This is a genomic window from Thalassotalea marina (assembly GCF_014656435.1).
GTDB lineage: Bacteria > Pseudomonadota > Gammaproteobacteria > Enterobacterales > Alteromonadaceae > Thalassotalea_C > Thalassotalea_C marina.
In genome coordinates, this window is the sequence record NZ_BNCK01000006.1 from 111,358 (window position 1) to 124,197 (window position 12,840).

General features: G+C 40.7%; 12 protein-coding genes and 5 tRNA genes. All 17 read right to left on the reverse strand.

What is annotated here, in order from left to right; translation table 11 throughout:
• Positions 1–401: 401 nt before the first annotated feature.
• Positions 402–489: transfer RNA gene (locus tag IE199_RS13785), tRNA-Ser, on the reverse strand.
• A 619-nt stretch (positions 490–1,108) separates the two neighbouring features.
• Positions 1,109–2,149, reverse strand: a complete 1,041-nt coding sequence (nadA, locus tag IE199_RS13790) for a quinolinate synthase NadA (protein ID WP_189771592.1) — start codon at positions 2,147–2,149, stop codon at positions 1,109–1,111.
• A gap of 486 nt (positions 2,150–2,635) precedes the next feature.
• Positions 2,636–2,711: transfer RNA gene (locus IE199_RS13795), tRNA-Lys, on the reverse strand.
• Between the two features lie 44 nt (positions 2,712–2,755).
• Positions 2,756–2,831, reverse strand: a tRNA-Lys gene (locus IE199_RS13800).
• A gap of 48 nt (positions 2,832–2,879) precedes the next feature.
• A tRNA-Lys gene (locus IE199_RS13805) sits at positions 2,880–2,955 on the reverse strand.
• Between the two features lie 48 nt (positions 2,956–3,003).
• Positions 3,004–3,079, reverse strand: a tRNA-Lys gene (locus tag IE199_RS13810).
• Positions 3,080–3,226: 147 nt separating this feature from the next.
• Positions 3,227–4,003 (reverse strand): tol-pal system protein YbgF, encoded by a 777-nt coding sequence (gene ybgF, locus IE199_RS13815; RefSeq protein WP_189771594.1) that lies wholly within the window; start codon positions 4,001–4,003, stop codon positions 3,227–3,229.
• A 16-nt stretch (positions 4,004–4,019) separates the two neighbouring features.
• Positions 4,020–4,562, reverse strand: a complete 543-nt coding sequence (pal, locus tag IE199_RS13820) for a peptidoglycan-associated lipoprotein Pal (RefSeq protein WP_189771596.1) — start codon at positions 4,560–4,562, stop codon at positions 4,020–4,022.
• 49 nt (positions 4,563–4,611) lie between these two features.
• A complete protein-coding gene (gene tolB / locus IE199_RS13825) occupies positions 4,612–5,958 on the reverse strand; it encodes a Tol-Pal system beta propeller repeat protein TolB (protein ID WP_189771598.1) in 1,347 nt (448 codons plus the stop codon).
• 21 nt (positions 5,959–5,979) lie between these two features.
• Positions 5,980–6,810, reverse strand: a complete 831-nt coding sequence (gene tolA / locus IE199_RS13830; protein ID WP_229854747.1) for a cell envelope integrity protein TolA — start codon at positions 6,808–6,810, stop codon at positions 5,980–5,982.
• Positions 6,811–6,816: 6 nt separating this feature from the next.
• Complete coding sequence (gene tolR / locus IE199_RS13835; RefSeq protein WP_189771602.1) at positions 6,817–7,242, reverse strand: protein TolR; 426 nt, start codon at positions 7,240–7,242, stop codon at positions 6,817–6,819.
• 16 nt (positions 7,243–7,258) lie between these two features.
• Positions 7,259–7,948, reverse strand: a complete 690-nt coding sequence (gene tolQ, locus IE199_RS13840) for a protein TolQ (RefSeq protein ID WP_189771604.1) — start codon at positions 7,946–7,948, stop codon at positions 7,259–7,261.
• The gene (gene ybgC / locus IE199_RS13845) at positions 7,938–8,348 is read right to left on the reverse strand and encodes a tol-pal system-associated acyl-CoA thioesterase (protein ID WP_189771606.1); all 411 of its coding nucleotides are present in this window, start codon (positions 8,346–8,348) and stop codon (positions 7,938–7,940) included. Before ybgC ends, tolQ begins: the two co-directional genes overlap by 11 nt.
• Positions 8,349–8,848: 500 nt before the next feature.
• Positions 8,849–10,405 (reverse strand): AbgT family transporter, encoded by a 1,557-nt coding sequence (locus IE199_RS13850; RefSeq protein WP_189771608.1) that lies wholly within the window; start codon positions 10,403–10,405, stop codon positions 8,849–8,851.
• A 156-nt stretch (positions 10,406–10,561) separates the two neighbouring features.
• A complete protein-coding gene (ruvB, locus tag IE199_RS13855; RefSeq protein ID WP_189771610.1) occupies positions 10,562–11,569 on the reverse strand; it encodes a Holliday junction branch migration DNA helicase RuvB in 1,008 nt (335 codons plus the stop codon).
• A gap of 11 nt (positions 11,570–11,580) precedes the next feature.
• Complete coding sequence (gene ruvA / locus IE199_RS13860) at positions 11,581–12,198, reverse strand: Holliday junction branch migration protein RuvA (RefSeq protein ID WP_189771612.1); 618 nt, start codon at positions 12,196–12,198, stop codon at positions 11,581–11,583.
• A 67-nt stretch (positions 12,199–12,265) separates the two neighbouring features.
• A complete protein-coding gene (gene ruvC / locus IE199_RS13865) occupies positions 12,266–12,793 on the reverse strand; it encodes a crossover junction endodeoxyribonuclease RuvC (protein WP_189771614.1) in 528 nt (175 codons plus the stop codon).
• Positions 12,794–12,840: the final 47 nt, after the last annotated feature.

Here is a 12,840-nt window from a genome sequence, read left to right on the forward strand (position 1 = left end):
TATTTCAGCCTTATTTTAGCTGAGCAAATGTAACGACATGTTTAAACGACTAGATAAAGAGAAAATCTGCAAGAAGATGGATTTTTAAGATAAAAAGAAATGATTCAGTAAATTGTCCTGTTAGGGGGCAAGCATTCAATTTAGTTCCAGCCCGAATTGTCGAACTCTCGCGTTCTCATCTCTTTCGTTAGCAAATAACGTAAAAACCTGCTTAAAGCAGGTTCTTTTATATGGCGAAAATAATGAAGAGCATGGTGAGATTATAAAATACATCCATGTATTTTCCCCTTCGGGTGCTTTGCATTCAATTTGATTCCTGACCAAATTGTCGAACTCTCGCGTTCTCATCTCTTTCGTTAGCTCATAACGTAAAAAACCTGCATAAAGCAGGTTCTTTTATATGGCGGTGACGGAGAGATTCGAACTCTCGAAAGGTTGCCCTTTACACACTTTCCAGGCGTGCTCCTTCAGCCACTCGGACACGTCACCTATATTTGATTCAGATTGTAAGATAAAGTTTTTACAGTGTTTATCGTCACTGGGTGATTGGGCTGAGCACGCCAGGCGTGGTATAAACCTTGGCAGCAACTCGGACACGTCACCTAAATTTGATTCAGTTTGTACGATAAAGTTTTTACAGTGTTTATCGGCACTGGGTGATTTGGCTGAGCACGCCTTGGCGTGTTTAAAGCCTTGGCAGCAACTCGGACACGTCACCTATATTTGATTCAGATTGTAAGATAAAGTTTTTACAGTGTTTATCGTCACTGGGTGATTGGGCTGAGCACGCCTAGGCGTGTTTAAAACCTTGGCAGCAACTCGGACACGTCACCTATATTCTAATTTTTACGACTTGGCATAAACACGTCCATGATGATCGGCACCCAAGCCATTCGTCCATGAATGTCTGCCCTTACCTGAAAAAGCAGTGCTTTTCCCGGGCGGTAACGCCCCACTCGGACACGTCACCTAAATTTGATTTTGAATTGTTTTTTTGAAGCAAGTGAAAACTGATTATTGCTCAAAAAAAGCTGCGCTATGGTAGAAAAAAAGCCCTGCTATAGCAAGGCTTTCTTTCGATTAATTAGCTGTTTGCTCAAAAAAGCGCTTATCGTTTCATTGATGCAGTAAAGTCGAGCATTCTGTTAGTTGATTTAAGCGCGCCTATGCGTACTTCGTCACTAACAAACACTTCTTTGCCTGTTGGATCAATTAATGCTTCTTCAATTGCTTTAAGGCCATTCATTGCCATCCACGGACAATGTGCACAGCTTCTACAAGTTGCGCCTTCACCAGCCGTTGGCGCTTCAAAAAACTCTTTATCTGGGCATAGTTGCTGCATTTTGTAAAATATGCCGCGATCTGTTGCCACGATGAACTTTTTATTTGGCATGTCTTGCGCCGCTTTTATAAGCTGACTTGTTGAACCCACTGCGTCAGCTAACTCTACAATCTCAGCTGGTGATTCAGGGTGTACCAAAATGGCTGCATCTGGATGCAATGCCTTCATATCTTTTAACGCTTTGGTTTTAAATTCGTCATGCACAATACAAGCGCCCTGCCACATGAGCATGTCTGCGCCTGTTTTCTTTTGAATGTAGTTGCCTAAGTGACGATCTGGGCCCCACAGAATTTTTTCATCGTTATCATCTAAGTGCTCAACAATTTCAAGGGCACAAGACGATGTAACGATCCAATCAGCGCGTGCTTTTACCGCTGGCGATGTATTGGCGTATACCACTACCGTTCTATCAGGGTGTTGATCACAAAAAGCGTTAAACTCTTCAATTGGACAGCCTAAGTCCAAAGAACAGGTCGCCTCTAACGTTGGCATCACAACAGTTTTTTCAGGGGTAAGCACTTTCGCTGTTTCACCCATGAATTTAACACCAGCAATAATTAATGTCTCTGCTGGGTGTTGGTTACCAAAACGCGCCATTTCTAGTGAGTCAGCAACACAACCACCGGTTTCTTCCGCTAACGCCTGTATTTCTGGGTCAGTATAGTAATGCGCAATCAGCACGGCATTTTTTTTAACTAAAAGCTGTTTAATACGCGATTTGTACTCAGCTTTTTCTTGATCAGAAAGCTTGGCTGGTTTTGCCGGAAACTTAAACTCAAAATCTACTGCTAAATTGCTTTGCGCCATATTTTACTCTGTTACTGCCCTAATAAAAACGGCGTGAATTATACGAAATCTTAGGGCAAATGTGTACTAACTTACTTCTATATAACAAACAGACTCAATCTAAAGCGAAATTTTGTCGTAAATTCAAAAATTAACTACGGCATTAATCTTTAGTCTCTAGCGCATAGCGCTATTGAAAATTACTGTTAGTTGAAAATTTGATAGCGTTACAGAACTATTTCAGTCGCATACAATGGATATAATGAATGTCTTTAAAGAAGGTTCAAATTCTTGGTATTAAAGAATAACTTCAGCTGTTTGTGACGGATGAATATAAAGAAGGTGGTCGGTCGTGAAGGATTAATTCCGTATATCCCTATACTCCACCCTTCGGGCCGCTTCGCGTTCTAAATTGTTCCAGACAATTTAGTGAACCTTCTTCTCGGTTCAAATTCTTAGTATTAAAGAATAACTTCAGCTGTTTGTGACGGATGAATATAAAGAAGGTGGTCGGTCGTGAAGGATTTGAACCTTCGACAAATTGGTTAAAAGCCAACTGCTCTACCAACTGAGCTAACGACCGATATATGATGTACTGCGGTTTTATATTGAATCACCTCAGAGAGGTGGTCGGTCGTGAAGGATTTGAACCTTCGACAAATTGGTTAAAAGCCAACTGCTCTACCAACTGAGCTAACGACCGAATATAAAGATGTACGTGGGTAGTTGATATTTAGTTCACCAAGAGAGGTGGTCGGTCGTGAAGGATTTGAACCTTCGACAAATTGGTTAAAAGCCAACTGCTCTACCAACTGAGCTAACGACCGATATCTTGTACTACCTGATAAATGCCAACCACTTACTTTGGTGAGAAGTGGTCGGTCGTGAAGGATTTGAACCTTCGACAAATTGGTTAAAAGCCAACTGCTCTACCAACTGAGCTAACGACCGACATTTATCTTGCGTTGAACGTCTCGTCCAACGCGCCGCATATGATACTGATAATTTTCTTGAGTGCAACAACAAAATTAAGTTTTTTTGAAATATGCGTTTGTTTGCCTAAAAAGAAAACATTATGAACAAGTTATCGTCAAATACCTACTGGATCGACGATAAACGAGTTTGCGCAAGTTTTGCAGCGCTTGATCCTGGGTATTCAGAAATCACTTGCTGATAAAGGTTTAGCGCTCTTGCATTGTTGTTTTGTTTTTGCTCAACCATGCCAAGCTTGAGTATAGCGTCACTTCGTTTTGTTGATTGTGTGAATTCTGACACAACTACATTGAATGCATTTTTTGCTTGGGCTAATTCGCCTTTGTTAAACAACAATTGCCCTAACCAGTAATAAGCATTAGCCGCATAACTTGAACTTGGATATTGCTCAATAAACTGTTGAAAGGCAGGAATAGCATCGTCGTACTTTTTCTCTTTTAACACTAGGTTAACGGCGTAATCGTACGCGTCGTTTTCTGACACGTTAGCACTAGTGCTTGCTGTAGGTTGTTCAACAACAGGTTGTTGTACAGGTACGTTTGCTGGTTTTAAGGCCTGAGTAACTCGACGATCAAGTTCTTGATATAGCTCGCGTTGACGCTCCAAAATTTGAGACAACTGATGGCTATGCAGTTCAGTAACACCGCGTAACTCATTGACTTCGTTTTGTAGGTCATCAAGCTGCGTTTGCATTTTAACTTGATTACGCTTGTAAATATCAATTTGACGTTCAACGTTAACTAAACGTTCTTCGTGACCAGGTTGGACTGAGGTGCTTCTGGCATTACTGGAAGCATCAATGACTGGGGCTGGTTCAGCAGCCTGTACGTGAGTACAAGCTGCAGCTATAACCATGCCAAATAAAACTTGGTTTAGTTTCATTTGTATGTCACCTGAATTAGTAAACTAATACAGCGCGACGGTTTTTAGCAAAAGCACTTTCTGAACGGTCTCTTACCATTGGCTTTTCTTCACCGTAACTTACGATTGAAATTTGTGAAGAAGAAACACCCATGTTTTCTAAGTAAGTTGCTACAGACTTAGCACGACGCTCACCTAGTGCAATGTTGTAATCAGGCGTACCACGCTCATCAGCATGACCTTCGATTAAAACGCTAACATTTGTGTTTTCAGATAAGAATTTTGCATGTGCATCTAATACGTTTGCAAAGTCAGCATCAACTGTAGATTTGTCAAAGCCGAAGTAAACAATGTGCTCAGAACGTAAACGCTCTAATTCTTGACGCTTTTGCTCTTCGATTTCAGCGGCACGTTGTGCAGCAGTCACTTGAACGTTATCTTGCGCAGTTGTTGATGTTTCTGTTTGTGCATTTGTATCTACTTGGCTATCTGCATCTGTTTCTGTATTTGAACTACAAGCAGCAAGTGCCATCATAGGTAAAGCCACAGCAAGAGCTTTAACAGTTTTATTCAAGCGCATTTTAGGGTTTCCTTATTGTTTCAATAATTTTTTAATTCTAAACACTTTATTACAAGAATGGTGACCAAGCTGGCGATTTCACCTCACCGTTAAGTGCAGGCAATCGTGCTTTAAATCGACCATCCAATGAGACTAAGCTCAAAACTTGTCGGTTATTGTGCAAAGTACTGTAAATAATCATGCCGCCATTCGGTGCGATACTTGGCGACTCATCTAATCGAGTACGCGTTAACACTTGGAAGGTTCCAGTGGCTAAATCTTGCTTAGCAAGGTGATACTTTCCACGCGTTCTGTTGACCATTACCAGTTGACGACCGTCTGGTGATAATGAACCACCTAAGTTCATTTCGCCATCAAAAGTGAGTCGTCTTACTCTACCGTCCACTAAATTTACGCGATATAGCTGCGCTTTTCCACCCCGTTCTGAACTAAATATCAATGATTTGCCATCAGGAGCCCAACTTGGCTCTGTATCTATTGCACGATTTCGGGTAATTCTGCGCAATTTTTTAGTAGCAATGTTCATGATGTATAGTTCTGGGTTGCCATCTTTAGACAACACCATGGCCAAACTCTTGCCATCAGGTGACCAACGTGGTGCGCTGTTTATACCGTCGAATGAACTAATTAATTTACGCTTTCCTGTGTAAATATCAATCACATAAATTTGTGCTTGATGATTTTCAAACGTTACATAAGCAAGTTTGTTGCCTGTAGGGTCCCATGAAGGAGACATTAACGGCTCTTTTGAGCTTAGCAACACATGTTCGTTGTAACCGTCATAATCTGCGATAACTAACTGGTAAGGGAAGCTACCAGAGTCTCTGACGATCACATAAGCAATTTTAGTTAAAAACGCACCACGTGTGCCGGTTAACGTTTCATATATTTTGTCACTGATACGGTGTGCGTAGCGTCTAAATTGGCTACTGCTAATTTCTACCGTACTTTGCTCTAACACATGATCTGAAGCCATGATCAACTGACCATTGCTCATCATTTGTGTTTGGCCACCAGTGATTTTGCCTCGTACCACGTCAATAAGCTGATAGGTCACTTTATAACGACCGGCACCTGCTTGTTCAATTGAACCAATGACAACGTTTTCAACACCTGCGGTTGACCAAGCAGCATAATCCACTTCTTTATCTGTAGTTGGATATTGAGGGAATTTTATTTGGCTTATCGGGCTGAATTTACCACTGCGCAATAAATCATCGCTGATCACTTTGGCAATATTTTCAGGTAGCTGGCCAGGGCCTTTGTAAGAGAAAGGTACAATAGCAATTGGGCGAGCACCATCAATACCTTCTGTTATGACAATTTCCAGCGAGGCAAACGCTTTCGCTGTCATTAAGAGAAAAAATAGGGAGAAAAATAGTTTGAATCGTTTCATATTTCTTTTTCAGTTAGGGTTTTAATTAAACTCTGGTGCAACAGTTAAACTGATCTCGCGCATTAATTCAAACACTTCTGGATCTTTTGATACCGGTAAGTTGCCTGATTGTTTAATGGCATTTAACGTTGCTCTACAAATAACTTGGTCTCCACCCAGCGTTGTTACGTTAATAACGTAACCAGATGGTGACAAGTTTATCTTCACTCGACACGACTTACCTTGCATGGTTGCTTTATCGGTTAACAAGTTACTGGTAATAACGTGTTTGATCAAACTGGCAAATTTATCACGTTCGCTGACCACTTGCCTTTGTCTAGCTTGTTGGCGCGCCGCTTGTTCTTTCGCAGCTTTTTCTGCCTTTTCTTTAGCTAAACGTTCTTTTCTGGCTTTATCTTCGCGTTCTTTACGAGCCTTTTCTTCTGCTGCTTTTTTACGTTTATCATCTTCAAGCTTTTTGCGACGTTTTGCTTCAGCTTCGCGGCGTGCCTTTTCTTCTGCTGCTTTTTTCTTTTTCGCTTCTAAGGCTAAACGCTCTTGTTCTTTTTTGCGTTGACGAGCTTTTTCTTCTTTACGTTTTTTAGCCAGCTCTGCCTTTCTAGCTTTATCGCGCCTTGCTTTTTCAGCAGCGGCGACACGACGTTGTTCAGCGGCTTTATCTTCGCGGATCTTATTTAGTTGCTGCTCAATTTCTTTTCGTTCTACAACAACCGCTTTGATTGGTTCAACTGGTGCGACATTGACATTTGGCGTTGGCTTAGGAGTGAATGAGAAGTTAGCAAAAAGCAAAAAAGCTGCCAGCACAAGGTGGCAGCCAAAGCTAATTGATAGTGCTTTAGCAAACGGAGTCATCGTCAATTATTTCTCCGGTGAATCCGTCATTAAACCAACAGAAGGCACTCCAGCCTGCTTCTGTAATAACACCATTAATTGAATCACAGCATCGTACGATACGGCACCATCGCCATTAACAACCACTGGCGTATCAGGCGCTTTCGCCAAATGTGCCTTCACTAGCGAAGCAACTTCTTCCCCTGAAAGCTTTTGGTTTTTGCTTGTACCCACGGCCAAATAATAATTTCCTTCGGCATCAACAGAAGCAACAAGCGGTGGCTTTTGATCTTTACTTAATGGCTCAGCATCTGCTTTGGGTAAATCAACCTTAACCCCTTGCGTGATCAAAGGTGCCGTAACCATGAAAATGATCAGTAACACCAGCATTACGTCGATATAAGGTACAACGTTAATTTCGGCTACTTTTTTTCGTCTTACTCGGTTATACATAGGTTAAACCTCGCCTTTATTGTGCATTGCTGTGGGCGGCACTAGTTTGGCGTTGCAAAATACTAGAAAACTCTTCCATAAAGTTTCCATAACTATTTTCAAGTTTTTCTACATTATGAGTAAATCGGTTATATGCCATTACCGCAGGAATCGCCGCAAATAAACCCATTGCAGTGGCAACAAGCGCTTCTGCAATACCTGGAGCAACCATTGCTAACGTTGCTTGTTCTACTGCACCAAGGGCAATAAATGAATTCATGATCCCCCATACCGTACCAAACAACCCAATGTAAGGGCTAATTGAACCAACGGTGGCCATAAAAGGTAAATGGGTTTCTAAGTTGTCTACTTCACGAGAAAGTGCAACACGCATAGCACGATGAGTTCCATCTACAACGGCTTGTGGTGTATTCAAATTGCTTTTTCTAAGACGAGCAAATTCTTTAAAGCCAGCTACAAATAAGCTTTCGATACCTTCAATATGTTCTCTTGCGGTGACTTCAGCGTATAACTTACTTAAGTCAGCCCCACTCCAAAACTTATCTTCAAATTGTTGTAGTTGATTTCGCGCTGCTATTAATATTTTGCGACGTTGAATAATCATCGCCCAAGATGCGATAGAAAACCCTAATAAAATTAACATCACGGTTTTTACCAACGGGCTGGCAAGTAAAAATAAATCTAAAATTGATAATTCAGCTGACACCTTTAAAAGCTCCTAATATTTCGGCTGGGATAGCACACGGCTTGGCACGGTTGAGATCAACATACGCTACAACTACGTTGATTTCACACAGACACTCTTGCTGTTGGTTATACACTTTTTGGACAAAAGTGACACTCGCACGCTTTAATGTTTGAATGGTGGTAGAAATCGTAAGTAAATCATCTAACTTGGCTGAGGCCATGTTATCCATTTCAAGCTTTCTGACCACAAAGCCGCCATTTTGTTCTAAAAAAAATGACTGGTTTATACCTAAATCTCGTAACCATTGTGTGCGAGCACGCTCACAAAATTTAAGATAGTTAGCGTGATAGACGTTGCCTCCTGCATCTGTATCTTCATAAAACACTCTAACTTGGTATTCGGCTGTGGTTTGTTGCATAAAATAAAGTATGGCTGAACCTAGTTGTTATTGTGGCGTTATCTTAATAGATTTCAGCGGTGACAAACAAGCCCTGAAGGCCGCGAATTGTAAGAATTAATAAATAATTTTCATATTTATGCAAACAGATGAATAAATTTGCAAAACCTCTGTTTTAACTGCATCGAGTAACATTAGTTTTTCTAATGTGAAAGATAAAAATAACTCGTTTGTTCTAGATCAATGTTTTGGCTAGAATACACATGTTTTCTGAGCTAGCGCACCGATAAACTTCTTTTATCCCTAAAGTTTATCATTAGCCAGTTAATTTTGTAGATTAGATAGTTTGCTATCTATTCTCTCTGACATGTTTCCTGGAATGAACTAATTCCTTCTAGCAACTTGAGATTTAAGTTGGCTCGCTATCCCATTAGCGAGCTTTTTTTTTGCCTAAAATTTATCTAACCGATATAAAAAAAGCAGCTGTTAAGCTGCTCTTTCATTATTTAACAATCATGTTATTAGCCTGGATAGGAATAAGATGATTGAACACCTAGAGGTATATCAAAAGAAATACCTATGCCCCAATAGGCTAATAAAAATAAAGTCCAACCAATTAAAAAGGCTATTGAATATGGGATCATCATTGCGATTAACGTACCAATTCCTGTGTCTTTAACGTATTTTTGACAATACACCACCACTAATGGGAAGTAAGGCATTAACGGCGTAATGATGTTTGAACTTGAATCACCTACACGGTAAGCCGCTTGTGTAAGATCTGGTGAAATACCAAGCTGCATTAACATAGGAACAAAAATTGGTGCTAACAATGCCCATTTTGCTGAGCTTGAGCCAACAAATAAGTTAACAAAAGCCGTTAGGAAAACAATACCTACAATAGTAACCGCACTTGGTAGCGATAGTGCTTTCAGTACTTGTGCACCTTCAATGGCTAACAAAGCACCTAAGTTTGATTGGTTAAATGCAGCAATAAATAATGCACAGAAAAATGCCATTACAACATAGTAAGACATACCATTCATGGCTTTGGTCATTGACGCTATCATATCGCCAGAAGACTTAAATGTACCCACTTTAAAACCATATACGATGCCAGGCACCCAAAATAGCAAGAAAATAAGCGGTACTATAGATTGCATCAATGGTGCACTGAATTCGGTGAGTGAGCCTGTTGCACCGCGAAGTGGTGAGTCAGCGCCCCAAGCGGCGTAGGTTAACAAACCAATACCGGCAAGCATTACAGCAGTCGCAAGATAAAAACCATGTCTTTCTTTATCAGTAATTTCATCAAAGCTTGGTAAATCATCAGTATTACCATCTACTTTTACGTTAGCTAAGCGTGGTTCAATAATTTTGTCAGTGATATACCAACCAAGTAAAACAATAAATAAACTTGATGCAGAGGTAAACGCCCAGTTATTTAATGCGTTTACTTGAATTGTTGGATCAATCGTTTCCGCACCTATTTGTGTGAAACTTTGTAAAAGAGGGTCAATACCTGAAGGAATAAAGTTAGCACTAAAACCACCACTTACACCGGCAAATGCTGCAGCAATCCCCACTAAAGGATGACGTCCCATAGCAAAAAAGATAACACCAGCTAGTGGGATAACAAGTACATAACCGGCATCAGTTGCAGTATGGCTGACAATTGCGATCAAAATAACAGACGGTGTTAACAACATTTTTGGCGTGCGTTTAAGCATCAATTTTAACGCAGTATTGATATAACCTGAATGTTCAGCAACACCAACACCTAACATAGCAACAAGTACCACGCCAAGTGGAGCAAATCCCGTAAATGTTTTAACCATTGATGCTAGAAACCCAGCTAGTGCATCACCGGTTAGCAGGTTATTAACAACAATTGGTGCGTCAGTACGAGGGTCAATTGCTGAAAATGTTAATTGTGAGAAGATGGCAGATAGTACCCAAATCAATAACATCGCAAAAAGGAATATCATCGCAGGATCAGGTAATTTATTACCTACCTTCTCTATTCCATTAAGAAATTTATCAATGCCCTTTGTAGAATTTTGTTGTTCGGCATTCATTTAGTCGTGCTCCTTTCTAACACATAAACAAACGTGCAAAGGATACGGGTTTAACAGGCAAAGTGCAAAGTTGCGAGGCTAATCTTTGATAAAAATCAGAAAAAGTACAGGATAATTAGGGCGGCTAGCCTAAATGTTAACCGCCAGGTTTTCGAATTACAGATCTAACTTATCTATCGCAAAGTGTTGGTAAGCTTTATCAGTTACAATACGTCCACGTGGTGTACGCTGTAAAAATCCTTGTTGAATTAAAAATGGCTCTAATACGTCTTCTATCGTTTCACGTTCTTCACCAATTGCCGCAGCGACATTATCTAACCCTACAGGGCCACCATTAAACTTTTCGATAATCGCCTGTAATAGCTTTCGGTCCATGATATCAAAACCTTCGTTATCTACTTCTAACATGGTTAATGCATCATGTGCGGTTTGTTGATTAACATGGCCTTGAGTTTTTACATCAGCATAGTCGCGTACTCGGCGTAACAATCGATTGGCAATTCTAGGCGTGCCACGAGAGCGCCTTGCCACTTCAAATGCCCCTTCGTTTTCGATATCTAGATTTAAAAAGTGTGCCGAGCGGTTAACGATATCCGTTAAATCTTGTGTGTTATAAAACTCTAATCGTTGCACTATGCCAAATCTATCGCGAAGTGGTGAGGTAAGCGCCCCTGCGCGCGTTGTTGCACCAATGAGAGTAAACGGTGGTAAATCTAATTTTATCGAGCGTGCTGCTGGGCCTTCACCGATCATAATATCGAGTTGGTAATCTTCCATTGCTGGATAAAGCACTTCCTCAACCACAGGACTTAAACGATGGATTTCATCAATAAACAACACATCGTTTTCTTCTAAGTTAGTTAGTAGTGCCGCTAAGTCACCCGCCTTTTCCAGTACAGGGCCAGAGGTAGTGCGAATGTTTACTCCCATTTCATTAGCAACAATATTCGCCAATGTTGTTTTACCAAGGCCTGGAGGTCCAAAAATCAGTAGATGGTCTAAGGCTTCGCTGCGATTTTTTGCCGCCTGAATAAAGATTTCCATTTGAGCTTTCACATGAGATTGCCCAGTGTAATCTTGCAGCAATTTAGGGCGAATAGCACGGTCAATGCCTTCGTCTTCTTTTGTCGCGATTGGTTGGATCAGTCTGTCGGCTTCGATCATTTATCAGTCTCTTACAGCATGGATTTAAGTGCGTCACGGATCAGCGCTTCACTGTCCATGCCGTCTTGGTATATTGATTTAATCGCTTTAGTGGCTTGTGTTGAAGTATAACCTAACGACACAAGTGCATTAATAGCATCACCTTTGGCGTCATTTAATTCTGGTGCTGATATTCCTGTGTTTATAGCAGTGAGTTCAAAACTTGCTGCGTCTGGATCAGCATGCCAGTCTTTGAGTTTATCACGCATTTCAATGAGTAAACGCTCTGCCGTTTTTTTACCAACACCAGGAATTTTAACAATAGTCGACAAGTCGTCATGTGCCACGCAACTAACAAACTGCTCTGCTGACATACCAGATAAAATAGCCAGCGCTAATTTAGGCCCAACACCATTAATTTTAATCAACAAGCGAAACAACTTACGTTCCGTTTTATTGGCAAACCCATATAACAATTGTGCATCTTCGCGCACAACAAAATGGGTATAAATAGTAGATTCTTGATTGAGTTCAGGTAAAGCGTAGATACTGGTCATCGGCATTGTTACCTCATAACCTATGCCCGCGCACTCTATCAGTATTTCAGGGGGTAACTTTTCAACCAGCGTACCGCGTAATCGTCCTATCAAAGGGAAACCTTTTTACTTTGATGTTTGATAGCGCAACCTTATCACTAGATATTTATACAGTAAAGTATTATCTGAGTCGACGACGCACCGTTTTAGTTACTTGACCTGAGAGTTTACTGATTGAGTCGTAACTGTGAGCGTGACATAAGGCTACCGCTAAGGCATCTGCGGCATCAGCTTGAGGTGTTGCTGGCAGCTTTAATATAGACTTCACCATATGTTGCACTTGTGTTTTATCGGCACTACCTGTTCCAACAACAGATTGTTTGATTTGTCTGGCTGAGTATTCAGCAATTGGTAAATTGGCATTAGCGGCAGCAACAATTGCCACTCCCCTAGCCTGACCAAGTTTTAACGCGGAATCAGGGTTTTTTGCCATAAAAACCTGCTCTATGGCAAACATAGTAGGTTTAAATTGCACAATGATTTCACTGACGCCAGCATAGATAGTTTGTAAACGATCACCTAAGGCATCACCAGCGGCAATTGCTTTAATACAACCACTACCTAAATAGGTAAATTTATGGCCTTCTTGGTGAATAACACCATAGCCAGTTAACCTTGAACCAGGATCTATACCTAAAATGATGGACAAACGACATCCTTAAATTAATTTCATTCAAATAAAAATGCAGTTAAAGC